Genomic DNA, 24,014 nt, shown 5'->3' on the forward strand with positions numbered 1-24,014 from the left:
ATCACCGTAACGCCCCGCCACAAAACGCAAAAACCCCGCCGAAGCAGGGAGCGTTCATCCACAAATTTAGGGAAGAAAGTGGCGCGGTTGACGGGGCTCGAACCCGCGACCCCCGGCGTGACAGGCCGGTACTCTAACCAACTGAGCTACAACCGCGCATGGGCCTTTCGGCAAATCAGGCAGCAGCCTGACCTATATATCCCCTCCGGGGCGGACCCTGAACGACAGGGCATCGTACGAAAGTGGCGCGGTTGACGGGGCTCGAACCCGCGACCCCCGGCGTGACAGGCCGGTACTCTAACCAACTGAGCTACAACCGCGCATTTACTTTCATCTGGATCCCTTAACCCGGATCCGGGGCGGACAGCAGTGGCGCGGTTGACGGGGCTCGAACCCGCGACCCCCGGCGTGACAGGCCGGTACTCTAACCAACTGAGCTACAACCGCTTGCTGTTCCATCCAACGTCGCCGCTGAATGTTGGGCTGTAATATTCGCAGCACCGAGGGATCGTCAAGCGGTGTTTTGGCATTTTCTCCGGTTTCCGTGAAAAAAAACAAAGCCACCGCCAAATTACCGCCTAACCCATTGTTTTTCCGAAATTCCCATCTGGCGTCCCGCCGGACACCAGGGATAATCGATCAGGAAAATCACAGCCAACCTCAGATCCGCGGATCACGGAGCCAAGCGGCGACAACAACAGCGCCATCCAGCCGCAAGGTGCCGCAGACAGCACCGATGGCGCCCCGTACCAGAGCCGCGCCACCGGTTAGTCCTGATCAGTTGGAGATCACCATGACAACGGCCGCGCCCCGGCCCTGCTCACGGATAAACTGCAGCTGATTTCCAGAGACGCCGATTTTCTGGCAGTCCGTCCCCCGCTCCGGCTGCTTGCCGATGCGGACATTGCGGCACCACAGGGCGCCATTCCACTGCCAGGCGCCAACCAGCTTGCCCTGGTTGGTCTTTCCCTTGATTTTCCCGTTGGGCAGGATCTGCATACTGCCCCAATCGGCGCTGAGGGTCTTGCCACCGACAAGAGCGAGAAACTCCGCCTCGGTCTTGATCGGCTTATAGGACCCGGCCTGCCCCGCTGCGGGCAGACAGAACAGGACAGAGACCACGACTGAAAGGATTGCAAAATATTTCATGACATAAACTCCACGTCATATACTCGGTAAAAAAAACTTCCCTCCGGCGGGAAATGCGCCGAAGGAGCGACATGAGCCTACTGCGAAACCATATGCCTCGCAACTTTGGCGCTGGCAGAGCTTATTGATATGGAATTCAAGGGGGGGGGATGGTGGGTCGTGAGAGGCTCGAACTCCCGACATCTTCGGTGTAAACGAAGCGCTCTACCAACTGAGCTAACGACCCGGTGAGCGCGGATTTAGAGAATGCGCGCGCTCTGCGCAAGAGGCAAATCGCAAAAATCTGCGAAAAAATTCCCGCCCCTAGCGCAGCACCCGCTCCATGCCCTGCGACAACTCGTAGATGCAGCCCTGTTCATTGGGCAAGGCGGCCATTTCCGCGCGCGACAAGCCGCAGATCACCCCGCGCAGGACCTGCCCCCACAGCCCATGCGCCACCACAACGGTCGGCTCACTCAGCCCGGTCAGGAAATCCGTGATCCGGGCCTGAAACGCAGCAAAGCCCTCGCCCTGTGGCGCCGCACAGAACAAATCCAGATTGAGCGGGTTGGCGGCGTAGATATCCGGGTATTCAGCCGCGACCTCGGCACGGGTCATGCCCTGAAACACGCCGGCCTGCGCCTCGGCCAGCCGGGCGTCGGTGACATAGGGCTGACCGCCAAGCGCGATCTGCGCCGTCTGCTGCGCCCGCCCCAACGGCGAGACATAGCAGGCAGGCCCCTGTGCCAGAATCGGCGCCATCAGCCCCGCTTGCTGCTGCGCATGCTCAATCCCCAGCGGACTCAGCCGCGATTCCAGCTGTCCCTGAATGCGCCCTTCGGCGTTCCATTCCGTCTGCCCATGCCGCAGAAACCAGATCTTCGGATAGTCCATGCCCGCCCTCGTTGATGCCCGACCCTCCGGCCCTCGCCTAAACATCTAGACAGGTTTCTCCGGCCTGAGAAGAACCAAGCGCGAAACGCGACACCACGTCCGCACCACAAGACGCAGAGGTCAGCTAATCGGCACTGCAAAAGGAGGATGGTGGGTGATAAGAGATTTGAACTCCTGACATCTTCGATGTGAACGAAGCGCTCTACCACTGAGCTAATCACCCTTGGCGGCGGTCATACCGCCGGTCGCGCGTCGCTGCAAGAGGGGGGTGATGAAAAATCCCGCTGCGCTGCGATTTTTGCGCCGCACGGGCGCTGCCCCCTCCTACTCCAGCGGCAGCACATTGCGGCAGATCATCGTGCGCAGGGTGAAACTGGACCGGGTGTTGCGAATGCCGGGGACCCGCATCAGACGATGCTCCAGAAACTGATCGAAATCGGTCAGATCCTGCGCCACGACCCGCAGCAGAATATCGCGGCTCCCGGTCATCAGATAACATTCCATCACCTGATCGAACCGCCGCACCGCTGCCTCAAAGGCCTGCAACCCTTCGCTGGACTGGCGTTCCAGCTCCACCGCGACAAAGATGGTGACCGGCAGGCCAACCTCGGCCTGATCGACCCGCGCCGAATAGCCCGAAATCACGCCGCTGTCCTCCAGATTGGCGACCCGCCGCGCACAGGGCGTCGCAGAGAGGCCGACTCGCTCCGCCAGCTCGGCGATCTTCATCCGACCGTTCTCCTGCAGGGCGGCCAGAATCCTGCGATCAATCTTATCCACGTGTTTCCCCCTAATGTTTGCCAAATATTAGGGAAAACCACCAACAACATCAATAACTGCGACGTATTTTGGAGGAAACCGGCGGTTGCGCGGCGGTATTCTGCGGTGAAATGGAGGAGCAATCCAAAGATGACAGCCACAATCACCCCCGTCGCCACCTCGACACATGAAGAAATCTACCGCGTCGAGGATGCCTCGGTTGGTCTCACCGGTTTTATCGCCGTGCATTCCACCTTGCTTGGCCCGGCGGCCGGCGGGCTGCGGATGCGCCCCTACGCCAGCGCCGATGACGCGCTGACCGATGTCAAACGCCTGAGCGAAGGCATGACCTACAAAAACGCCGCAGCAGGCCTCGCGCTTGGCGGCGGCAAGGCGGTGATCATGGGCGATCCCGCCACCCAGAAAACCCCGGAGCTGCTGCGCGCCTTTGCCCGCGCCATCGACAGCCTGGACGGGCGTTACATCACCGCCGAGGATATGGGCATGAGCCCCGCGGACATGGCCATCCTGGCCGAGGAAACCAGCTCCGTCGCCGGGCTTGCCGATGGTGAATATGCCTCCGGTGACCCCTCACCCATCACGGCGCGCGGCATCTTCAATGCGATCCGCACCGCCTGGGCGCATAAAACCGGCCAGATCGACCTCAGAAACCGGGTTGTTTCGGTTCAGGGCCTGGGCCATGTCGGCTGGTATCTCTGCGATTTTCTCAACAAGGCCGGCGCCAAGCTGATCGTCACCGATGTAAACAGCGCACAGGTTGAACGCGCAGTTGCCGCCTTTGGCGCCACTGCTGTCGCCCCCGATGAGATCTACGCGGTGGAGGCCGATATTTTTGCCCCCTGCGCGATCGGCGGCATCCTCAACAGCGAAACCATTCCGCAGCTGAAGGTTGCTCTGGTCGCAGGCGGTGCCAACAATCAGCTGGCCTCGGCCGAGGATGCAGCCGCACTGCACAAGCGCGGCATCCTCTACGCGCCCGATTTCGTGGCCAATGGCGGCGGCATCATCAATGTCGCCACCGAGATCCTGAAAATCGGCAACCGCAACAGCTTTGTGGCCGAACGGCTTGAGGCGCTGGAGGTCACCATGGCGGCAATCCTGAAGCAGGCCACCGCCGATGACGTCAGCCCCGACGCCGTGGCCATCGCCACCGTGCAGGCAAAAATGGCGCCCAAAGCGGCCTGACCCGGCATCGCGGCCCTGTCGCCCGCCCCGAACGTCCAAGATGCGCTGCCCAATGCAGCGCCTTGGATCAAGCCCGCCGAATAAGAGCGGGCGCCAGACGGAAGAACCCGAAACCTCGGGAAAACAATAATAAAACCTGATTTGGGCGACCCTTTGCGGTCGCCCTTTTTCTTGCGAGACCTGCGGGGACCCCTGAGGGGCACTGACTGCCGCTATGAAGACCCGCTTTGAACCAATCCTCCCCCCCGCGCGTTAGGGTAAAAGCAGCCGACACAGACCGACGGAGGACATGATGGCCCTGTTCCACCCCGACAATCGCAATCGCAGCGACCGCCACAAGAAGATCTACGCCTATTGTGAAATCGCCTACACGATGGTCGATGTCTCCGCTGCGGTGCTGTTTGTGATAGGTTCAATCCTGTTCTTCAACGACGCAACCGTCACCCCCGGCACATGGCTGTTTCTGGTAGGATCCATCCTCTTCGGCCTGCGCCCGACGATCAAACTCTACCGTGAATACGCCTATCTGCGACTTGGCGATTATGACGATATCACCCGCCAATGACACGGCCCGCGCCCGCGTCTCCGCCAGAGCCACCGCCCGGCGGACCGGCCAACAACCGGTTTCTCGTCGCCCTGTCATATCAGGCCAGCGTATCCCCTGGTGCGGCAATCAAGCGGCCCAACAATGCGGCGAACTGATCTATTTCTTCCTCTTCCCACGGCCGACGAACCGACAGTTCGCCTGCTTCAAGAAGGTCGCAAACGCATCTCACAGGACATAAGGCAGATGGGCGCCCCGGATAAGGGACGCCCATCTATTGTTACCTATTGCGGATTGATCTCAACAGCTTACGGGTAGCACCCGTCGCCTGGATCAATGCGCGGTGGCGCTGGCGCCATCCTCGGGAACACCCAATGCTGCCTTGGCAGCGGCGGCGGCCTCTTCTGCCGCCTCATCCCATTCGATGGGTTCGGGCGTATCGGTCAGCGCATGTTTCAGCACCTCGGAGACGTGGCTGACGGGGATGATCTCCAGCCCCTCCTTCACGTTATCCGGGATATCCGGCAGGTCTTTCTCATTCTCCTGCGGGATCAGCACCGTCTTGATACCACCGCGCAGCGCGGCCAGCAGTTTCTCCTTCAGACCGCCAATCGCGGTCGCATTGCCGCGCAGCGTCACCTCGCCGGTCATGGCGATATCCTTGCGGACCGGGATCCCAGTCAGCACCGAGACAATCGCCGTCACCATGGCCAGACCCGCGCTTGGGCCGTCCTTCGGCGTTGCGCCATCCGGCACGTGGACGTGGATGTCCAGCTTGTCGAATTTCGGCGGCTTCACCCCAAGTTGCGGCGAAATCGAGCGGACATAGCTTGAAGCCGCCTCGATCGACTCTTTCATCACATCGCCCAGCTTGCCAGTGGTCTTCATCCGACCCTTGCCCGGCAGGCGCAGCGCCTCGATGCTCAGCAGCTCACCCCCGACCGAAGTATAGGCAAGACCGGTGACAACACCGACCTGATCTTCCTTCTCGGCGAGACCATAGCGATACTTCGCAACCCCAAGGAATTCATCCAGATTCTCAGGCGTGACAGAAACGCTCTCCGCCTCTTTCTTGACGATCTTGGTCAGCGATTTCCGCGCCACCTTGGCGATCTCACGCTCCAGATTCCGCACCCCCGCCTCACGGGTATAGGTGCGGATGATCTCGGTCAGCGCCTCATCGGTGAGTTCGAATTCCTTGGCCTTCAGACCGTGGTTCTTCACCTGCTTGGAAATCAGGTGCTGCTTGGCGATCTCGCGCTTTTCATCCTCGGTGTAACCGGACAGCGGAATGATCTCCATCCGGTCCAGCAGTGGCCCCGGCATGTTGTAGCTGTTCGAGGTGGTCAGGAACATCACGTTCGACAGGTCATATTCCACTTCCAAATAGTGGTCCATGAAGGTCGCGTTCTGTTCCGGGTCCAGCACCTCCAGCATCGCCGATGCCGGATCACCCCGGAAATCCTGCCCCATCTTGTCGATTTCATCGAGCAGGATCAGCGGGTTGGTGGTCTTGGCCTTCTTCAGCGCCTGAATGATCTTACCGGGCATGGAGCCGATATAGGTCCGGCGGTGACCGCGAATCTCGGACTCGTCGCGCACGCCACCCAGCGAAATGCGGATGAACTCGCGACCGGTTGCTTTGGCCACCGATTTGCCCAGCGAGGTCTTGCCGACACCCGGAGGGCCAACAAGGCAGAGGATCGGCCCCTTCAGCTTGGCCGAGCGCTGCTGCACCGCGAGATATTCGACGATACGTTCCTTGACCTTCTCAAGCCCGTAGTGATCGGCGTCCAGAATATCCTGCGCCCGGCTCAGATCTTTCTTCACGCGGGATTTGGTGCCCCAGGGCAGGGCCAGAATCCAGTCCAGATAGTTGCGCACAACCGTGGCTTCCGCCGACATCGGCGACATGTTCTTGAGCTTCTTCAGCTCGGCCTCGGCCTTTTCGCGCGCCTCTTTGGAGAGTTTGGTCTCGGCAATCTTGGCTTCCAGCTCGGCGACTTCGTTAGAACCGTCCTCGCTGTCGCCCAGCTCCTTCTGAATGGCTTTCATCTGCTCATTCAGATAATATTCGCGCTGGGTCTTCTCCATCTGGGATTTGACGCGGGTCTTGATCTTCTTCTCGACCTGCAGCACAGACAGCTCGCCCTGCATCAGGCCATAGACCTTCTCCAGACGTTCGCTCACCGACAGGGTTTCCAGAAGATCCTGTTTGTTGTCGACCTCGATCCCCAGATGACCGGCGACCAGATCGGCCAGCTTGGCCGGTTCCGTGGTCTCGCCAACGGCGCTCAGCGCCTCTTCCGGGATGTTCTTGCGGACCTTGGCATAACGCTCGAACTCATCGCCGACCGTGCGCAGCAGCGCCTCCACGGTGGTGACATCGCCGGGAATCTCGCTGAGATACTCCGCGCGCGCTTCAAAGAAGTTGTCGTTGTCCAGATATTCGGTGATTTTCACCCGCGCATGACCTTCGACCAGCACCTTCACGGTGCCGTCGGGCAGTTTCAGCAGCTGCAGCACATTGGCCAGCACGCCGACACTGTAGATGCCATCGGATTGCGGATCATCTTCCGCCGGGTCGATCTGACTGGACAGCAGGATCTGCTTGTCGTCGGTCATCACCTCTTCCAGGGCACGCACCGATTTTTCCCGCCCGACGAACAGCGGCACGATCATATGCGGGAACACAACGATATCGCGCAGCGGCAGGACGGGGTAGGATGAATTGAGTGGCTCTTGCATACTCGGTCCTTTGGTTTGGCAAGACGCCCCCGCCCCGATTATCGGCAGCTTCGGCGCGTCTCCTCATTGGCTGTTTATCTGGTGCAGCGGTGTTGGGATTTCAACCGCCGTGCCTCAATGTTTGGTGTCACATTGCCCGCAGCGCGCCCGGACCACAAGGGCGCAAATGCAGCTAGGGTGAGCAAATGGTGAAGGCCGCGCGCGGCAGCCTCCGCCGATGACCTGACCCGCAGCATCAGCGCCGCATCAGGGTGATCACCCCGCGTTCCAGCCGCCCACCCGGTCCGGTTTCGCGGTAGGTGCCGCTCATCCGGGTCTGATCAATCAGGAACAGACGGATATCCTGCCGCAACACGTCTCCGGTGCCGGTGTCGCGTTCTGATTGCAGCCTCAGTTGCAGCATCTGGTCCACCCCGCAGGGCAGCCGCCCCACGCCCAGCTCATCGAGGAAGACCTCCGCACCATCCGCCAGATCGCCGCGGCCGACGCTTTCGGCCCTCAGCCCCGTGCCCGGCTCAGGTGGCGCCCGGTCCAGCACGCCGACGGGGATCACCCCGGACACGGCAGAATCCGCCACCAGACGGCCATTGCGAAATCTCAGTGTCAGCACCTCACCCGCGCGCTGCGGCAGCGGTTGCATATCGACGCGGCCGCCAACCGGCAGCCCGGTCTCCCCCGGCCCCTTCTGCACAAACCACTGGCCCCGCAGCGCTTTGGAGCCGCCCTTGATCAGATCGTCAAATGCGATCCGGCAGCCATCAAGCGGTGGTGCCTTGAAAAAACTGGAGGCCTCGGCCAGCGACCCCGGCGCCTTAGCTGCCTGATCCGACTGCGCCACAGCGCCAGAGGCAGCCACAAGGCCGCCCAGCAGCACCACGCTCCCCCATGCCTGAAACCAGCTCATCGCGCCCCTTCCCGTTTTGGCGGAATCTAGCAGCGAGGTCTTCATAACCGGTGAACGCGGACCGGGATCATCCCTACCAAAGATCGCAGCAAAAAGCGCACGACATCAGGCCGTTTCCTTGGGTGCAGTCGCGCTCCGGCAATCCTTACCGCTGCGCGGCCGACGTCAGGTGCGCCAGCGACCCCGGCTGCTCCCCATAGGATCCGCCATGGTCCAAAAGCGCAAAAACAGCAACGCCCGCCGCCAGCAAAATCATCAGCGAACAATGCGCAAGTCCAGTTGAAGCCGTCTCATTCATCGGATCTCTCCACGTTGGTCATCAGTACCTGATTGACAGATCACCGCTGATTTGTGGCGCAAACGTGTTCAGGGCAGGACCCGCCGATGAACATTCGCTCAAGTTTTCGACAATCCGGGCGCATCCCCCTTGCTGGCCCCTACAATGGCTCAATATCGCCTTCGGCACGGGTGTCGTGGAAATCCTTCTGCCAGGCCTCGAAGGTGCCCGCAGCAATCGCGTCCCGCATGCCGCCCATGATTTCCTGGAAGTAATGCAGGTTATGCCAGGTCAGCAGCATCCCCGAAATCATCTCGTTGCTGCGGAACACATGGTGCAGATAGGCGCGCGAATAGTTCGAACACGCCGGGCAGCTGCACTGCTCATCCAGCGGGCGTGGGTCATCCTGGTGGCGGGCGTTCTTGATATTGACCACACCGTAGCGGGTAAACGCTTGCCCCGTGCGACCCGAGCGCGATGGCAGCACGCAGTCCATCATGTCGATACCACGGGCCACCGCACCGACGATATCATCAGGCTTGCCCACCCCCATCAGATAGCGCGGCTTGTCCTCAGGCAGGAAACCGGGCGCATAATCAAGACAGTCAAACATCGCCTCCTGCCCCTCGCCCACTGCCAGGCCGCCAACCGCATAGCCCTCGAATCCGATCTTCTTCAGCGCCTCGGCGCTTTCTTCGCGCAGATCCTGCTCCAGCCCGCCCTGCATAATGCCGAACAGCGCATGGCCCGGACGGTCGCCAAAGGCCTCGCGCGAGCGCTCCGCCCAACGCATCGACAGGCGCATCGACTCGGCGATCCGGTCGCGGTCGGCAGGCAGCGCCGGACATTCGTCGAAACACATCACGATGTCCGAACCGAGCAGGCGCTGGATTTCCATCGACCGTTCCGGCGTCAGCTCATGTTTGGATCCGTCGATATGGCTTTTGAAGGTCACGCCCTTTTCCGTCAGCTTGCGCAGACCCGCCAGCGACATCACCTGAAACCCGCCCGAGTCCGTCAGGATCGGCCGCTCCCAGTTCATGAATTTGTGCAATCCGCCCAGACGGTCGATCCGCTCTGCCGTGGGGCGCAGCATCAGATGATAGGTATTGCCCAGCAAGATATCCGCCCCGGTCGCACGCACGCTCTCCGGCAGCATTGCCTTCACTGTTGCGGCCGTGCCCACGGGCATGAACGCAGGCGTGCGGATCTCGCCGCGCGGCGTATTGATGACACCGGTGCGGGCCTTGCCATCGGTGGCTTTCAGGTCAAATGAGATTTTCGGCGCCATGTTCTCTTCCTTGGGCTGTCTTGTGCGTGGTCCCGCCGCTGCGGGGAATTTCCTACGGGATCATCTGCCACCTGAACCCTGCTCCGCCGCGATCCGGGACCATACCGGCAGAGCCTGCCGGATGTGCCTTATCCCGGCGCGGTTTTCAAGCCTGCATGACCGCAGCCCGCGCCAAAGCCCCGGCAGCGCTAGCCAGCCCCCAGCCCGCTTGCCACGGATGCGTCGCAGACGGGGCCGTTCCCCTTGCCTGCCACCACCGCACACGCCATAGAGAAGAAGAACGGGGCGCCGTCCCCCCACGCTTGAATCCCGGGTCCACGACCCCCAACTGCATACCATAGCATACAAATTTATTGCGAGGCATAATGACCGAAGAACTCCTGCTGAGCCTGCTGACGCAGAACATCATCTATATCCTGGGCGCGATCTTCCTGATCATCCTGATCCTCAAGGGCGTCCGTATCGTGCCGCAGTCCGAAAAATACGTGGTCGAACGCTTTGGCCGCCTGCATGCGGTGCTTGGCCCCGGCATCAACTTCATCGTCCCGCTGCTCGACTCCGTCGCCCATAAGGTCTCGATCCTGGAACGCCAGCTGCCCAACGCCAGCCAGGACGCCATCACCAAGGACAACGTGCTGGTGCAGATCGACACCTCGGTGTTCTACCGCATTCTGGAACCGGAAAAGACCGTCTATCGGATCCGCGACGTTGACGGCGCCATTGCCACCACCGTGGCCGGCATCGTGCGCGCCGAGATCGGCAAGATGGACCTGGATGAGGTGCAGTCGAACCGCTCGCAGCTGATCGGTCAGATCCAGCATCTGGTCGAAAGCGCCGTTGACGACTGGGGCATCGAAGTGACCCGCGCCGAGATCCTCGACGTGAACCTCGATCAGGCCACCCGCGACGCCATGCTGCAGCAGCTCAACGCCGAGCGCGCCCGCCGCGCCGAGGTGACCAAGGCCGAGGGCCAGAAACGCGCGGTGGAACTGGCCGCCGACGCCGAGCTCTACGCCGCCGAGCAGATCGCCAAGGCCCGCCGCATTCAGGCCGATGCCGAGGCCTATGCCACCGGGGTAGTCGCCAAAGCCATTGCCGAAAACGGTCTGGAGGCCGCGCAATATCAGGTGGCCCTGAAACAGGTCGAGGCGCTCAATGCCCTTGGCGCAGGTGAAGGCAAACAGACCATCCTGGTGCCCGCCAATGCGATTGAGGCCTTCGGCAACGCCTTCAACATGCTGAAAGGGGCCGGAAAATGACGGCCCTGCTCTCGGTCTGGTGGGTCTGGATCGCGATTGCCATCGGCCTCGCCATCGTCGAGGTGCTGGCGCCGGGCTTCATGTTCCTCGGCTTTGCCGTCGGCGCGGTGCTGGTGGCCCTGCTGCTGGTCGCCACCCCCGCAGGCAGCATCACCCTGCCGGTGCTGCTGCTGATCTACGCCACCCTCTCGCTGATCGCCTGGCTGGTCTTGCGCCACTTCTTCAAGGGCCCCAAAGGCCAGGTGAAACACTTCGACCACGATATCAACGATTGAACAAAGCCCCGTCCGGTCTACACTGGGCGGGGATCCCCCCTAGCCTCACCAGTCCCGCAATCCAATACAACAGCCGCAACCGTCAAGCTCAGCAGTGTATAGATAGCGACATTCGGAGCTGGCGCCCGTCTCCCCTGCTGGAACGCAACACAGCGTCCGAAGCGGCCAGAGGCTATGTTGTCTTGCAAGACTCTCCTCTCTGCAAATCCTGTCCAGCGTCCAGTCTGCGATCGGATGTTATGCAACTGCGATCCGGCTGCGGCTCGAAACCTTTTTCTGCTCCGGGTCGGCCTGCTCTGCCGTTGCGAAACGTCTACCCGCGACATGCTGATATCAAACGGAGATATGCCCCCTATTGGCGGACAACGCCGATCAGCTGGACGTGGTCGCGCTCATTTCGGTCGCAAAGCCACTGAGCTGACGGAGGGCTTTCAGGTAGGGATATCCTAATCTAGCATGTGATCGTCGGTCATATGACCGCGCATCCACACAAGGAAAGACCAGAGCGAATGAAGAGACTTGCCCTTGATGCAGCAGACATCCGCATTCTCAGCGCGCTCCAGCAGCATGGGCAGTTGAGCAAGGCCAAGCTGGCAGAGCTGAGCGGTCTTTCCGCGACCCCCTGCTGGGCGCGGCTGACCCGGTTGAAAGCGGGCGGATACATTCGCGGCTATCATGCCGATATCGCGCTGGAGCGGCTCGCAGATTTCGCGCAGGTGATTGTGACGGTTTCCCTCAGCCGTCATCGAAAGGCTGATTTTGAGCGCTTTGAAGCTTTTCTCGACAGCCGGGATGAGATCATTGATTGCATCGCCACCGGTGGTGGGGTCGATTACATCATGAAGATCATCAGCCCCAGCCTCGCCGCGTTTCAAGACCTGATGGAAGATTTCCATGCCGAAGACCTCGGCATTGACCGCTACATGACCCATTTTGCCACGCGCCAAGTGAAATCAGCTTTGCCGAACCTCTCGAAATTGGCCGCTGCAAATCCGAAATTGCCGCTCTGGCCCAATCGGTCCTGATATGGCCCCGCAAACGGCCTGAATGGTCTGAGAAGTGATAATCTTCGGACCACTTTCGCCGCCTCTCCTGGACTACATCTCGCAAAGGTTTTGACAGTCTCCGATCAAAGCGGTCGGGGACAAAACGGGAGGTAGTTCCAATGCAAGCAGATGATTTCGGTTTCGGCACACAGATCCGCAAGTCGCCCTATTTTGACGCGACAGTGCGTTGGGGCGCGCAGGGGTTCTCCGTCTACAACCACATGTATATCCCGCGCGATTTCGGTGATCCCGAGCAGAACTTCTGGAACCTCGTGAATGACGCGATACTTTGTGATGTGGCCGTTGAACGGCAGGTTGAAATCACCGGTCCTGACGCGGCGAAATTCACCCAGATGCTGACCTGCCGCGATCTGTCGAAGATGGCGGTCGGCCAGTGCAAATACATCCTGATCACCAATGCCGACGGCGGCATTCTGAACGATCCGGTCCTGCTGCGTCTTGCCGAGAACCATTTCTGGATCTCTCTTGCTGATAGCGACATTCTTCTTTGGGCGCAGGGGGTTGCGATCAACGCGGGTCTTGATGTCACGATTGGTGAGCCGGATGTCTCGCCGCTGCAATTGCAAGGCCCCAAATCCGGCGAGATCATGCGCGCGCTGTTTGGCGACGGGATCATGGACCTGCGCTACTACTGGCTGCGCGAAGTCGAGCTGAACGGCATCCCGCTGATCGTGTCGCGCACCGGCTGGTCCAGCGAGCTGGGCTATGAAATCTACCTGCGCGACGGTTCCAAAGGCGATCTGCTGTGGGAAACCATTATGGCAGCCGGTCTGGAATTTGGCCTCAAGCCCGGCCACACATCCTCCATCCGCCGCATCGAAGGTGGGATGTTGTCGTATCACGCGGATGCCGACATGGGCACCAACCCCTTTGAGCTTGGGTTTGACCGGTTGGTGAACCTCGACATGGAGGCTGATTTCATCGGCAAGGCCGCGTTGCGCCGTATCAGGGACGAAGGTGTCAGCCGTAAGCAGATCGGCCTGATCATCGACGGCGATCCTCTTGCGGGTCCCAACACGACATTCTGGGACATCAATTCGGGTGGCGAAGCAATCGGCAAGGTCACCTCTGCGGTTTATTCCCCGCGTTTGGAGCAGAACATCGCCTTGGCCATGGTGTCAGCGGAACACGCCAACATCGGTGCACAGGTTGAGGTCGTCACCAAATCCGGCCCCGTCCGCGCAACAATCTGCGAGCGCCCGTTCTATGATCCCAAAAAACAGATCGCTGCCGCTTAACGTCCTGCTACATGAAAGAATACCGAAATGTCAGATCTCGCGATTGAGCTGCACTGGCAGCGCGCAGCGCCCGTATTGCAAACCGGTGCCTATTCGAACGAGCACACCGTGCAATACAACAACCGCTATGACCTGCTGGTCGATTCCGCCCCTGATTGGGGCGGAAACCCGGAGAACACAAACCCCGAACAGGCCCTCGCCTCGGCGCTGTCGAGCTGCCATATGATGACCTTTCTTGCGCTGGCCGCAAAGGCGCGCTGGCCGGTGGCCAGCTACCACGATTATGCCGAGGCCCATCTGGGCAAGAACCCCAAGGGCCAGATGTCGGTAACGCGGATTGATCTGCATCCGGTGGTGCGTTTTGACACCGGCTTTACGGTGGGCGACGCCGAACTCGCGCAGATGCAGGACCGCGCGCACCGCTACTGCTTTATTGCGAACACCCTCGCCGACAGTGTCGAAATCAACATTCTTTAGCGCTCGAATAAGGGATACCCCCCGTGACCACATCTGACATCCTGCTGCGCGTTCTGGACGGGACCGGAATATTGCGCCTGACCTTGAACGACGTGCGTCGGCGCAATGCCTTGTCCGAGGCGATGCTGGCGGAACTCGGTGCTGCGTTTGCAGCCGCCGGGACCGATCCGAATGTGCGGGTCATTGTCCTGGCGGCCAATGGCCCTGCGTTTTGTGCAGGCCATGACCTCAAGGAAATGACCGCTGGGCGTTTGAACGGAGATGGTGGTAAAGCCTATTTTGCCCATGTCATGGCGATGTGCGCAGGCGTGATGCAAGGCATCGTGAATTGCCCCAAACCCGTCATCGCTGAGGTCACAGGCATTGCAACGGCCGCAGGCTGCCAGCTGGTCGCAAGCTGTGATCTGGCCATTGCGGCGGACAGCGCCGGGTTCAGCACACCGGGTGTTCACATCGGGTTGTTCTGCTCGACCCCGATGGTGGCGCTGTCGCGCAATGTGGCGGACAAACACGCGATGGAAATGCTGCTGACCGGTGACATAACCTCAGCCGCGCGGGCCGCCGAAATCGGCCTTGTGAACCGCGTCGCGGCACCTGACGCGTTGCAAACGGTAACGATGGAGTTGGCGCGCAAGATTGCGTCAAAATCCAGCATGACGCTGGCAACCGGCAAACGCGCCTATTACGCCCAGCGCGAGATGTCGCTGCCCGATGCCTACGATTACGCCTCTGCTGTGATGGTCGATAACATGCTAGCGCAAGACGCCGAAGAAGGCATTGGTGCCTTCATCGAAAAGCGCGCGCCCCAATGGCAGGACGCTTGAGCCATGACCGCAAACCCCTATAATACCGATCTGGACCGCAATCCTGCAAACCATCAGCCACTGACGCCGCTAACATTTCTGGAACGCGCGGCCTCGGTCTTTCCTGATCACACTGCGATCGTGCATGGCCCGTTGCGGCGCAATTATGCGGCGTTTTATGCACGATCACGTCAGCTGGCCTCTGCTTTGGCACAGCAAGGCATCGGGCGCGGTGACACGGTGTCGGCCTTGCTGGCCAATACGCCCGCAATGCTGGAATGCCACTACGGTGTTCCCATGTGTGGCGGGGTCCTGCATTCCGTGAACACCCGGCTAGATGCCTCGGTGATGGCGTTCCAGCTGGACCATGCCATGTGCAAAATCGTCATCGTAGACCGCGAATTCATGCCCTTGATGCAGGATGCGCTGGCGCTGGCAACAGTGCGCCCGCTTGTCATCCAATACGACGACGCTGAATTCTGCGGATCCGTTACCGAGGCAGATGCGCAGGATTACGAGGCCTTCCTGTCGACGGGCGATCCTGAATTCGACTGGCTGATGCCGCTGGATGAATGGGACGCGATTTCGATCAACTACACATCGGGGACGACAGGCGATCCAAAGGGTGTGGTTTCGCACCACCGGGGGGCCTATCTGCTGGCGCAGGGCAATGCGCTGACGACGTCGATGGCGAAACATGCGGTCTATCTGTGGACGCTGCCAATGTTCCACTGCAATGGCTGGTGTTTCCCATGGACGCTGTCAGCGATCATCGGCACCCATGTCTGCCTGCGTCAGGTGCGGGCAGAACCAATCTGGGCCGCTTTGGCAGATGAGCACGTCACCCACCTGTGCGGCGCGCCCATTGTCATGTCTTTGATGATCTCGGCGCCGGAGACCGAAAAGCGCCAACTTGATCATACCGTGCAATTCTTTACCGCTGCCGCCCCGCCGCCGGAGAAGCTGCTGGCGGATATGAAAACCTCAGGCTTTGATGTCACGCATCTCTATGGGCTGACTGAAACCTACGGCCCTGCCGTGGTGAATGACTGGCATCAGGACTGGTCCGATCTGCCGCCCGCCGAGCAGGCAAAGCTGAAATCGCGCCAAGGCGTGCGCTATCTGCCGCTGGAAGGATTGGATGTGCTGGACCCGGACACCATGCTGCCCGTGCCGCGCGACGGGAAAACCATGGGCGAGGTGATGTTTCGCGGCAACGTCGTCATGAAGGGGTATTTCCGCAATCCCACAGCCACCCAAGAGGCCTTTGCAGGCGGCTGGTTCCATTCCGGCGATCTCGGCGTGCGGCACGCGGACGGCTATATTCAGCTGAAGGATCGCTCCAAGGATATCATCATTTCGGGCGGCGAGAATATTTCGTCCATTGAGGTGGAAGAAGCGCTTTATCGTCACCCCGCCGTCGCGATTGCTGCCGTGGTGGCCATGCCGCACGAAAAATGGGGCGAAACGCCCTGTGCTTTTGTGGAACTGGCTACAGGTGAACATGTGGATGCCGCCACACTGCGCGCGTGGTGCAAGGACCAGCTTGCGCCCTACAAGGTGCCCGGACAGTTCGTGTTCATGCCGATCCCGCGCACGTCAACCGGCAAGATCCAGAAATTCATCTTGCGCGATCAGGCCCAGAAGATCGCGGAAAACGCACATGCAGGTCAAATGACACCGGCTCAGTAAGCCGGTGTCAATTGCGATCCTGTCAGGCTGGCAAAACCTTTGATCGTTGCTCGCCCAATCCGTTGATACCCAAGGTCACAACCTCTCCGCCGTGCAGATACCGCTGCGGGGATTGACCCATCCCCACGCCCGGAGGCGTGCCGGTTGAAATGACATCCCCCGACTGCAGGCTCATGAACTGGCTGCAATAGGACACGAGGTGCGGGATCTTGAAGATCAATGTCGCGGTTGATCCTGTCTGCATGCGTTTGCCATCCACATCCAGCCACATCCCCATGTTGTCCATGTCTGCGATCTCATCGACTGTGACGAGCCAAGGCCCTGTTGGCCCAAAGGTATCGCAGCCTTTGCCCTTGTCCCACGTGCCTGCCCGATTGAGCTGAAAATCGCGCTCTGACACATCGTTGATCACACAAAACCCTGCGACATGGTCCATCGCGTTGGCCTCGTCGATATAAGATCCCGGTTCGCCGATCACGACGCCCAATTCGACCTCCCAATCGGTTTTGACCGAACCGCGCGGGACCTGAATGTCATCATTCGGGCCGACCACCGCAGAGGTCCATTTGTTGAAGATGATGGGCTCTTCAGGGATTGGCATCCCCGCCTCTTCGGCGTGATCGGCGTAGTTCAGGCCGATGCAGACAAATTTGCCGATATTCCCGACACAGGCCCCAAGGCGCAGATCATCCTGTGGTGTGCCGTCAACCAGCGGCAGCGTTTCCGGGTCCAGCCCGTGCAGCGCCTTCAGGCCAGCGGGGCGCAATGTCTCACCAGAGATATCCGGGACCACGCCCGACAGATCGCGCACGCGGCCTGACGCATCCAGAAGTCCGGGTTTTTCTGCGCCGGGCGCGCCGTAGCGGAGAAGCTTCATATCGTGTCCTCATAATTATGACTTGAATATCGTGTCATCAGGCAGCGCCACGTGCCGCCCACAGGGCCCCACGGCGGATAATCTCGGTGACTTGCGGCACCTTCAGGTCGTCCAACTCGTGGCCGATTGAGCAATAGAACACCCGGCCCTTGTCCCAGCGGCGTTTCCAGACAACCGGGATCACGGTGCTTTCGATCCACCACAGATGATCGCCCGAAAACGTCGTGGTCGCCAGGACCTCGTTCGATGGATCGACGAGCATATGGTATTGCTCGGTCGTCAGGCGGAAACTCTTAATGTCTTGCACAATCGGATCGTCGGGTTTGCAGATGGTCACATCGTAATCAATATGGTCTTCGCGCGGCTGCAGGTTGTCGGGCCATCCGGGGGGATGAGCCACAAACTGACCGCCGATCAGGAAATGATAGGTCGGGCGATCGCGGAACGCATCCCCCATATGCCCGTGCCAACCAGCCGCCAACAAACAGCGCCGCTTTCATGGTGTATCCTTTCGCATGTAGGTCGATATCGACGCCATATCGCGGGCGCCATAACCTGCCTTTTCCGCCTCGATCAATTTGGCCAGTGTGGTTCGGCCTTGCGGCATCGCAGTGCCACGTCGATCTGCAAGCTGTGGCGTCACCTCCATGTCTTTGCGGGCCAGTGCCACGGTAAAGGTGACATCGTGATCTGCCTCGTTCAGATAGAGCGGACGCCGGTATTTGAGCATTGGCGCACAGGCCGCAGAGGCCGCGATCACATCGAGTGCCTGCTCAGACGTGATGCCGGAGGCTTCGGCCAGGGTCATCGCTTCGGTAAGCGTCTGAATGATCCCGTGGATCAGCGAATTCACCGCCAGTTTCATTACAGCCCCTGCCCCGGACTGACCGAGATAGATGGTTTGTCGGCTCACCGCATCGAATACGGCCGCAAGATCAGCATCTTAATCACGGCAGCCGACCATGACCAGCAGATCTGCACTTGCAGCATCTTGTGTCGCCCCGGAAACCGGCGCATCAATCACCCGGATATTCTCTGGCGCCGTTGCGACCAGATCGGCGATGTGGTCAGGGCTCATCGTGCCCATTTCCACCAAGGTCGCGCTGCCTGTCGAGGCAAACAATCCGCCGCGTCCGAGATGCACTGCATAAGAGGCCGCGCCATCGGCCAACATCGTCACAACGATGTCAGCCCGCGCCGCCAGATCCGCAGGGGTCTGCACTGCCAGACAGCCTTCGGATTTTGATCCGACCCGGCAATCAGGCCTTCTTTGATATCCTGCAATCCTATCAGGGATATCGCACCTGCTACTACCGCAGGTTCAACGTCGGCCGCGCGACCCCATGGCAGAATGACGCCTATGTGAAGGCGCGCGAATGGATTGATGCCTCCATCGCGACGATCAAACCCGGCGTCTCCACCGACAAGGTGGTCGAGGTTTGACCAACAGCCCAGGAACTCGGCTTTGCGAATGAAGATCAGGGCGTTGGGCACCAGGGCTGCCGCTGTATGCGCCGACTTTTCCCATATGGATCAAGCCGGGGCCGAGGACGTGATAGGCTTTGCCGTCGGCGCGGTGCTGGTGGCCCTGCTGCTGGTCGCCCCCCCCGCAGGCAGCATCACCCTGCCGGTGCTGCTGCTGATCTACGCCACCCTCTCCCTGATCGCCTGGCTGGTCTTGCGCCACTTCTTCAGGGGCCCCAAAGGCCAGGTGAAACACTTCGACCACGATATCAACGATTGAACAAAGCCCCGTCCGGTCTGCACTGGGCGGGGATCCCCGAGCAGCCAATCGACATTTGGGAGACCACTGAGCAGCGCCCTCGCGCCGATGTAGTCGCACCTGACCGTCGGTAACGAACAGATCGAGCGGGTCCCCTGGCTGTCGCAGATGGCATGCAGCTTGGTGTTCATTCTACACTTGGTTCGCCCCCTCTCGGGACATTGCTGCGCAATGCCCTGCCGGGCAAGGGATCAGGCGGCCGCACCTCCCTTCGTCGGGGAATTGATCCACTGGATCAGTTCCTTATCCTCTATAGTTCGCGGCCATGCTGATCGCTGTGCGGTGGGCTTTTAGATACGTCGCGTCGATCATCACGGCCTGTTCTTCGCCGTGCCCGGCGTCCAGCCCCGCCATCATCCGCGCGAAGATGCCTTTCTCGCTCCAGCGCGTTCAGCGGCTGTAGAGAGACTTATGCGGGCCGTACTCCCGAGGAGCATCGCACCAGCGCAACCCATTGCGGTTGATAAAGATATTCCGCTCAACACACGTCGGCCATCAACGCGGGGCTCGCCGTGGAACTTGGGAAAGAAGGGCTCAAAGCGCGCCATCTGCGCATCCGTCAGCCAAAAAATCAGACAATTCACCGCTCCGTTTTCGGAACCGTGAATCACGCGTTACAGCAGAAACCTTCTGATCCTGACCCTAGGCCTCTCGTTTGGCAGACACCATCAGCCACCATGCAAGTAGCGGAAAACCAGCAAGCTCGAAGGCGAACGAAGGGGCAATGGCAGCGCTGAATACCCCGCCGGTGTCCATGGCGCTTAGTCGGAACAGACCCGCAACTGCGATCATCGTCGACAGAATGATCAAGGTTGAGCGAAGCTGGCGCATTGCAAAACCTCCGATCATGAACACAGCACCGACGCCAAACCAGACACCACCAATAAATCGTATGTGACTATCTTGAGCATGGAATGCTGCCGCATCGGTGATCGAAACGAAATCACGTGTCGATTGCCATCCCAGTGTCTTTATCCCGCCAAGGCCGACGTTCAAACCTAGGAGGACAATGACGGCACCAATGATCACGACGACCGCGTTCAGTAGTTTGATCTTCTTCATTTCATGTCTCCTAGAGGTTGGCGCTGAGGCTGAATAATAATTGGTACGCGTTCCATATTAATGAAAACTTGACATTGCAATATTTATTTGGGACGCGTTCCAGGTTAAATTGGAGTGTCCAACCATGGCTAGACGCGCTGGCAGACCTCGCCGAAGCGAGACCGATATCCTTGGATTCCAGGCAAAAATTGGGAAGCACGCGCTTGAGATTTACCAAGCAGAAGGCTTCGAAGCGATTTCAATCCGGCGTCTGGCGAAGGAGGTTGGATGCGCGCCGATGACGATCTATGCGCATTTCGAGGGCAAGACAGATATCCTGCGATACCTTTGGGCGGACGTCCTATCGGACATGTCAGATGAAATCCGGAAGACGCTAACGGATATCGCTGCTCCAAATGAACGGTTGCAGTCGGCGGCACAAACATTTGTCGCCTATTGGACCAATCATCCCGATCATTTTCGACTTGTCTTTATGTCCAACGACGTGAACCGCGCGGATGTCAGTACCTTCGTGAGCGATGAGAAGACCCTGGCACATTTCGCAGTCTTTTCAGATTTGATCCGAGAGGTTCTTCCGGACGCAGCCGATGTTCAAGTGAGGACCGACACGCTCATATCGGGAATGATCGGCATTGCTCTTTGCATGAACACTATCCCTGATTACCCTTGGGTCGATGCACCACTGATGACCGAACGTTTATTAAAAAGCGTCGTTGCATAAGCCGATAGGCAGTTTCGGAATGAGACAGACTTCCATGCGATCAGCAGCATTAGACACAGTGGGCCGGTAGCATACTTGAGGCGATGCGGCGCCGAGAGACCAGCCCAAGCTTGTCCCAGGCCAACCGTGATAGGCTCAGGCCCGCCGAAATCACCCAATACCGCACCTTAGACGGACCGTGGCTTTCAAAACTAGCGGTTGCACTGCCACCCAGCTTTGACAGCGGCGCTGGACGGGACGGGTCGCCGTTGCCGTAGCATCACGATGATCGCTGTCACCACGATCTGAACAGATGCGAAAACGATCATGGCCGACAGCAGGCCGAGCCTGTCCGCCAGTGCGCCGCTGGCAATCACGGGCAGCGAGAAGCCGAAATAGGCATAGACGAAGAGACCCGCCGTCGCCCGCGCCCGATCATCCGGCGCATGTAACGAGACCTCTGCCAGAGCGGCGAGATAGGTAAAGCCATAGCTGGCCGCACTGGTGATGCAGGTGCCGATCAGAACAAATGCCAGAACCTTCAGCCAGACACCGGCCAGAAGAACGAGAGAGCCGAGCGGGATCAAGACAAACCCGAGGGCGAGCGCCCGTTCGTTGGTCATGCGGCGGGCAATCGGCTGGCACAGAAAGCCCACGAAGATCGCAAGAAAGATGACAAGGCCCGTCCAGCCGCCAAGGTCGTTCGCGGCAAGTTCCAGCGGAACAACCGCAATGGTCATGCCTGTCGTGGACCAGGCCAGCGCCATCGCGGCCCCGAAAACCCAAACGCCAGCCGGGAACACCGGCAGGCGCAGAACCGATACCGGCTTGGGCGTATCGACCCGCGGCAATGCAAGGACAAGGACCGCAAGCACCGGTGCTGCCACAAACAGCGCGATATAGCTCGCAGGCAGCAAACTTGGCCCCTGCACACCAAGGCTGATACCGGTCGCCAGAGCGCCACCTCCAAAGCCGAGAGATGTTGCCGAGGTGACAATCAGAGCGGCGCTCCTTGCGCGCTCCGCGCCGAGAATTTCCGTCATATAGGCGGTTCCGGCAGTCGTCGCGAGACCTGTCCCGATCCCGAGCAGGAAGCGCGCGATGACCAGACTTGTCCAGCTTGGCACCTGCACCAGCAGCGCGGTTGCGACGACTCCGAAGATCAGCGCCAATGCAATCGGAACCCGGCGACCGATCCGATCCGATAGCCCGCCCACCAGCAGCAGCGTCGGCATGAGACCTCCGACATAGGCCGCGAACGCGACCGTCACTGCCGTCGCCCCAACGTCGCTTTCGGCGGCATAGACATCATAGAGCGGAGCCTGAAGGTTCACGGCGAATGTCACCGTGAACAAGCCAAAGGCAAGAAGCGAAATCGGGATGAGTTTGGACATGGGGTGGACCTTGAAGGTTGACTTCAGATCGGAATGCCATGAGCCTTTAAATATGACAATTTTTCTACTGTACTAATTACAGTGAAGAGATGAGGAAATCCAGATACATACGCTTGGCCGACATGCTCTCGGCAGTGATCCGGCAGGGCAAGCTTGCCCCGGGCACGAAACTCCCGACACATCGGGCGTTTGCGGAGCAGTTCAACGTCGCCCTCGCCACGGCGACGCGCGCCTACGGCGAGCTTGAACGCCGCGGGCTGATTGTCGGCGAGGCTGGTCGCGGCACCTATGTGCGCGACCTTGACCTGCCGACGACGCTTGGTGTTCGACAGACCGTCAGCGATGGTCTCGTCGACCTCGTCTTCAACATGCCGGGTGACGCAGCCGATGCAGATATGCTGCGTGCTGGCCTTCGGCGGCTTGCGACCACGGGTGATCTTGAGGCGATGCTGCGCTACCAGCCCCATGGCGGACGCACCCACGAACGCCGGATCATCGCCGAAAACCTCACATCAACGCTTGGTCCCATTGATCCCGAATGCCTGTTGGTCACCTCCGGTGGCCAGCATGGATTGGCCATCATCGCCCTTGGGCTATTTCAACGCGGTGACGCCATCGCCACCGACACGCTGACCTACCCCGGCTTCAAATCCATCGCGACATTGCAGGGGATTGACCTTATCCCGGTGGACGGGCGGGACGGCGTGATGAGCCCGGATGATCTGGACAGACAGTGCCGCGACCGAAAGATCCGGGCAATCTATCTGATGCCCACCGTCCATAATCCCCTGGGCGCAGTCATGGACGAACCAACGCGCCACCGTCTGATCGGCGTCGCGCGCAAACATGATCTTCTGGTGATCGAGGACGCTGCATACGCCTTTCTGGAGCCGGACCCGCCGCCGAGCCTCATCTCGCTAGCGCCGGAGCGTACCGTTCATGTGGGCGGCTTCTCCAAGAGCCTCGCCACGGGGCTACGCCTGGGATACGTGATCGCCCCTGCAAACCACTGCGACAGACTGCTTGAAGCGATCCGGGCGACGACATGGAACACCCCGGCGCTGATTTCCGGTCTGGTCACGGGCTGGGTGGAAGATGGCACGCTGGTGGCTTCGGAGGAAAACCGCAGACGGGATGGCGCTGAGCGCCAGCAGCTCTGCCGGACCGCGTTGGGTGGCGCGCGCATCCTGTCGCACCCGAATGCAGGTTTTGCCTGGCTGCCGCTGGAGAAAGGTGTCCGCGCCGAGCCTATCGTCACACGTCTGAAAGAACACGGCATCTCGGCATCGGGAGCAGACCCCTTTGCGACAACCGTTGCTGTGCCACAGGCATTGCGGCTCGCTTTCGGTGGCATTTCAAAGAGTGAGTTGAGGGAGGTTTTCCAGACCGTCCGAAAAGCCGTCGAGGAAACTTCGATAGCCTAGGGAAGCTCCGGCACCGGCTGTCGAACGAATACCGCGAACTGACGTTTGCCGCCGGTTCATCTTTGGTGCCGCTTGCTGACGGCACATCCGGCAAAGGGGGGAATGAGCATTGGCAGCCATGTCATGCCAAACGTCCAACACTCCGCACCCATCCGAAAGGCAGGGCTTCAGACACGGGCGGCCTCATCGGCCAGAAACGCCCCCTGACACCA

General features: G+C 60.0%; 24 protein-coding genes, 5 tRNA genes and 2 pseudogenes. 13 read left to right on the forward strand and 18 right to left on the reverse strand.

Features of this window, described 5'->3' with window-relative positions:
* Window positions 1-79: 79 nt before the first annotated feature.
* The 8 genes from VWY75_RS11400 to VWY75_RS11435 all read right to left on the reverse strand — a co-directional run bounded on the left by VWY75_RS11400 (window position 80) and on the right by VWY75_RS11435 (window position 2,802).
* Window positions 80-156: transfer RNA gene (locus tag VWY75_RS11400), tRNA-Asp, on the reverse strand.
* An 87-nt stretch (window positions 157-243) separates the two neighbouring features.
* Window positions 244-320: transfer RNA gene (locus tag VWY75_RS11405), tRNA-Asp, on the reverse strand.
* Between the two features lie 50 nt (window positions 321-370).
* Window positions 371-447 (reverse strand) — tRNA-Asp (locus tag VWY75_RS11410).
* A gap of 330 nt (window positions 448-777) precedes the next feature.
* The gene (locus VWY75_RS11415) at window positions 778-1,149 is read right to left on the reverse strand and encodes a hypothetical protein (protein WP_416538971.1); all 372 of its coding nucleotides are present in this window, start codon (window positions 1,147-1,149) and stop codon (window positions 778-780) included.
* 150 nt (window positions 1,150-1,299) lie between these two features.
* Window positions 1,300-1,375: transfer RNA gene (locus VWY75_RS11420), tRNA-Val, on the reverse strand.
* A gap of 77 nt (window positions 1,376-1,452) precedes the next feature.
* Complete coding sequence (locus tag VWY75_RS11425; RefSeq protein WP_416536883.1) at window positions 1,453-2,022, reverse strand: histidine phosphatase family protein; 570 nt, start codon at window positions 2,020-2,022, stop codon at window positions 1,453-1,455.
* A gap of 148 nt (window positions 2,023-2,170) precedes the next feature.
* Window positions 2,171-2,245 (reverse strand) — tRNA-Val (locus tag VWY75_RS11430).
* A 101-nt stretch (window positions 2,246-2,346) separates the two neighbouring features.
* Entirely contained in the window at window positions 2,347-2,802 is a 456-nt protein-coding gene (locus VWY75_RS11435) for an Lrp/AsnC family transcriptional regulator (RefSeq protein ID WP_340545927.1), read from the reverse strand.
* Between the two features lie 129 nt (window positions 2,803-2,931).
* On the opposite strand from VWY75_RS11435, the gene VWY75_RS11440 reads away from it, so the two are divergent.
* On the forward strand, window positions 2,932-3,987 hold the full coding sequence (locus tag VWY75_RS11440; RefSeq protein ID WP_416538972.1) for a Leu/Phe/Val dehydrogenase: 1,056 nt from the start codon (window positions 2,932-2,934) through the stop codon (window positions 3,985-3,987).
* Window positions 3,988-4,279: 292 nt separating this feature from the next.
* Window positions 4,280-4,552, forward strand: a complete 273-nt coding sequence (locus VWY75_RS11445; protein ID WP_416539811.1) for a YrhK family protein — start codon at window positions 4,280-4,282, stop codon at window positions 4,550-4,552.
* Window positions 4,553-4,864: 312 nt separating this feature from the next.
* Here VWY75_RS11445 and lon read toward each other — a convergent pair whose 3' ends face one another.
* The 3 genes from lon to tgt all read right to left on the reverse strand — a co-directional run bounded on the left by lon (window position 4,865) and on the right by tgt (window position 9,751).
* Window positions 4,865-7,279: an endopeptidase La gene (gene lon, locus VWY75_RS11450; RefSeq protein ID WP_416535159.1), complete on the reverse strand. Its 2,415-nt coding sequence runs from the start codon at window positions 7,277-7,279 to the stop codon at window positions 4,865-4,867.
* Between the two features lie 235 nt (window positions 7,280-7,514).
* Window positions 7,515-8,183, reverse strand: coding sequence for a hypothetical protein (locus VWY75_RS11455; RefSeq protein ID WP_416538974.1), 669 nt, complete (start codon window positions 8,181-8,183; stop codon window positions 7,515-7,517).
* A gap of 437 nt (window positions 8,184-8,620) precedes the next feature.
* Window positions 8,621-9,751, reverse strand: a complete 1,131-nt coding sequence (tgt, locus tag VWY75_RS11460; protein WP_416538975.1) for a tRNA guanosine(34) transglycosylase Tgt — start codon at window positions 9,749-9,751, stop codon at window positions 8,621-8,623.
* Window positions 9,752-10,116: 365 nt separating this feature from the next.
* Between tgt and VWY75_RS11465 the strand changes: the two genes are divergently transcribed.
* From VWY75_RS11465 to VWY75_RS11495, 7 genes are all read left to right on the forward strand, one after another.
* Window positions 10,117-11,010, forward strand: a complete 894-nt coding sequence (locus tag VWY75_RS11465; RefSeq protein ID WP_340545933.1) for an SPFH domain-containing protein — start codon at window positions 10,117-10,119, stop codon at window positions 11,008-11,010.
* Window positions 11,007-11,285, forward strand: coding sequence for an NfeD family protein (locus VWY75_RS11470; RefSeq protein WP_340545934.1), 279 nt, complete (start codon window positions 11,007-11,009; stop codon window positions 11,283-11,285). Before VWY75_RS11465 ends, VWY75_RS11470 begins: the two co-directional genes overlap by 4 nt.
* A gap of 509 nt (window positions 11,286-11,794) precedes the next feature.
* Window positions 11,795-12,310: an Lrp/AsnC family transcriptional regulator gene (locus VWY75_RS11475; RefSeq protein ID WP_416535161.1), complete on the forward strand. Its 516-nt coding sequence runs from the start codon at window positions 11,795-11,797 to the stop codon at window positions 12,308-12,310.
* Window positions 12,311-12,450: 140 nt separating this feature from the next.
* Window positions 12,451-13,590, forward strand: coding sequence for a glycine cleavage T C-terminal barrel domain-containing protein (locus VWY75_RS11480; RefSeq protein WP_416538976.1), 1,140 nt, complete (start codon window positions 12,451-12,453; stop codon window positions 13,588-13,590).
* 27 nt (window positions 13,591-13,617) lie between these two features.
* Window positions 13,618-14,067, forward strand: a complete 450-nt coding sequence (locus tag VWY75_RS11485) for an OsmC family protein (protein WP_416538977.1) — start codon at window positions 13,618-13,620, stop codon at window positions 14,065-14,067.
* A 23-nt stretch (window positions 14,068-14,090) separates the two neighbouring features.
* The gene (locus VWY75_RS11490; protein WP_416538978.1) at window positions 14,091-14,891 is read left to right on the forward strand and encodes an enoyl-CoA hydratase; all 801 of its coding nucleotides are present in this window, start codon (window positions 14,091-14,093) and stop codon (window positions 14,889-14,891) included.
* 3 nt (window positions 14,892-14,894) lie between these two features.
* Window positions 14,895-16,562: an acyl-CoA synthetase gene (locus VWY75_RS11495; protein WP_416538979.1), complete on the forward strand. Its 1,668-nt coding sequence runs from the start codon at window positions 14,895-14,897 to the stop codon at window positions 16,560-16,562.
* 22 nt (window positions 16,563-16,584) lie between these two features.
* On the opposite strand, the gene VWY75_RS11500 is transcribed toward VWY75_RS11495, so the two are convergent.
* Genes VWY75_RS11500 through VWY75_RS11515 form a run of 4 tightly spaced genes read right to left on the reverse strand, consistent with a single transcriptional unit; the run spans window position 16,585 to window position 18,724 of the window.
* Window positions 16,585-17,439: a fumarylacetoacetate hydrolase family protein gene (locus VWY75_RS11500; RefSeq protein ID WP_416538980.1), complete on the reverse strand. Its 855-nt coding sequence runs from the start codon at window positions 17,437-17,439 to the stop codon at window positions 16,585-16,587.
* Between the two features lie 37 nt (window positions 17,440-17,476).
* Window positions 17,477-17,923, reverse strand: a complete 447-nt coding sequence (locus VWY75_RS11505) for a ThuA domain-containing protein (RefSeq protein ID WP_416538981.1) — start codon at window positions 17,921-17,923, stop codon at window positions 17,477-17,479.
* Between the two features lie 12 nt (window positions 17,924-17,935).
* Complete coding sequence (locus tag VWY75_RS11510) at window positions 17,936-18,352, reverse strand: NAD-binding protein (RefSeq protein ID WP_416538982.1); 417 nt, start codon at window positions 18,350-18,352, stop codon at window positions 17,936-17,938.
* Window positions 18,353-18,382: 30 nt separating this feature from the next.
* Window positions 18,383-18,724, reverse strand: coding sequence for an NAD(P)-binding domain-containing protein (locus VWY75_RS11515; protein WP_416539170.1), 342 nt, complete (start codon window positions 18,722-18,724; stop codon window positions 18,383-18,385).
* On the opposite strand from VWY75_RS11515, the pseudogene VWY75_RS11520 reads away from it, so the two are divergent.
* Window positions 18,613-18,879: pseudogene (locus VWY75_RS11520) on the forward strand (M24 family metallopeptidase); the annotation flags it as partial. The gene VWY75_RS11515 and the pseudogene VWY75_RS11520 overlap by 112 nt on opposite strands.
* 25 nt (window positions 18,880-18,904) lie before the next feature.
* Window positions 18,905-19,183, forward strand: a complete 279-nt coding sequence (locus VWY75_RS11525) for a hypothetical protein (protein ID WP_416541681.1) — start codon at window positions 18,905-18,907, stop codon at window positions 19,181-19,183.
* A gap of 32 nt (window positions 19,184-19,215) precedes the next feature.
* Here the strand turns inward: VWY75_RS11525 and VWY75_RS11530 are convergent.
* Together VWY75_RS11530 and VWY75_RS11535 are read right to left on the reverse strand one after the other, a co-directional pair.
* Window positions 19,216-19,770, reverse strand: a pseudogene (locus VWY75_RS11530) (IS5 family transposase); the annotation flags it as partial.
* Between the two features lie 94 nt (window positions 19,771-19,864).
* A complete protein-coding gene (locus tag VWY75_RS11535) occupies window positions 19,865-20,284 on the reverse strand; it encodes a DUF4345 domain-containing protein (RefSeq protein ID WP_416538983.1) in 420 nt (139 codons plus the stop codon).
* Between the two features lie 124 nt (window positions 20,285-20,408).
* Here VWY75_RS11535 and VWY75_RS11540 point away from each other — a divergent pair, with 124 nt between their 5' ends.
* Window positions 20,409-21,005: a TetR/AcrR family transcriptional regulator gene (locus VWY75_RS11540; protein WP_416538984.1), complete on the forward strand. Its 597-nt coding sequence runs from the start codon at window positions 20,409-20,411 to the stop codon at window positions 21,003-21,005.
* Between the two features lie 191 nt (window positions 21,006-21,196).
* Here the strand turns inward: VWY75_RS11540 and VWY75_RS11545 are convergent, their stop codons facing one another.
* On the reverse strand, window positions 21,197-22,378 hold the full coding sequence (locus VWY75_RS11545; protein WP_416538985.1) for an MFS transporter: 1,182 nt from the start codon (window positions 22,376-22,378) through the stop codon (window positions 21,197-21,199).
* Between the two features lie 113 nt (window positions 22,379-22,491).
* Here VWY75_RS11545 and VWY75_RS11550 point away from each other — a divergent pair, with 113 nt between their 5' ends.
* Entirely contained in the window at window positions 22,492-23,802 is a 1,311-nt protein-coding gene (locus VWY75_RS11550; RefSeq protein ID WP_416538986.1) for a PLP-dependent aminotransferase family protein, read from the forward strand.
* Window positions 23,803-24,014: the final 212 nt, after the last annotated feature.

Origin of the sequence: Phaeobacter sp. JH20_08, from assembly GCF_048056635.1 — a bacterium.
GTDB classification, from domain to species: domain Bacteria; phylum Pseudomonadota; class Alphaproteobacteria; order Rhodobacterales; family Rhodobacteraceae; genus Phaeobacter; species Phaeobacter bryozoorum.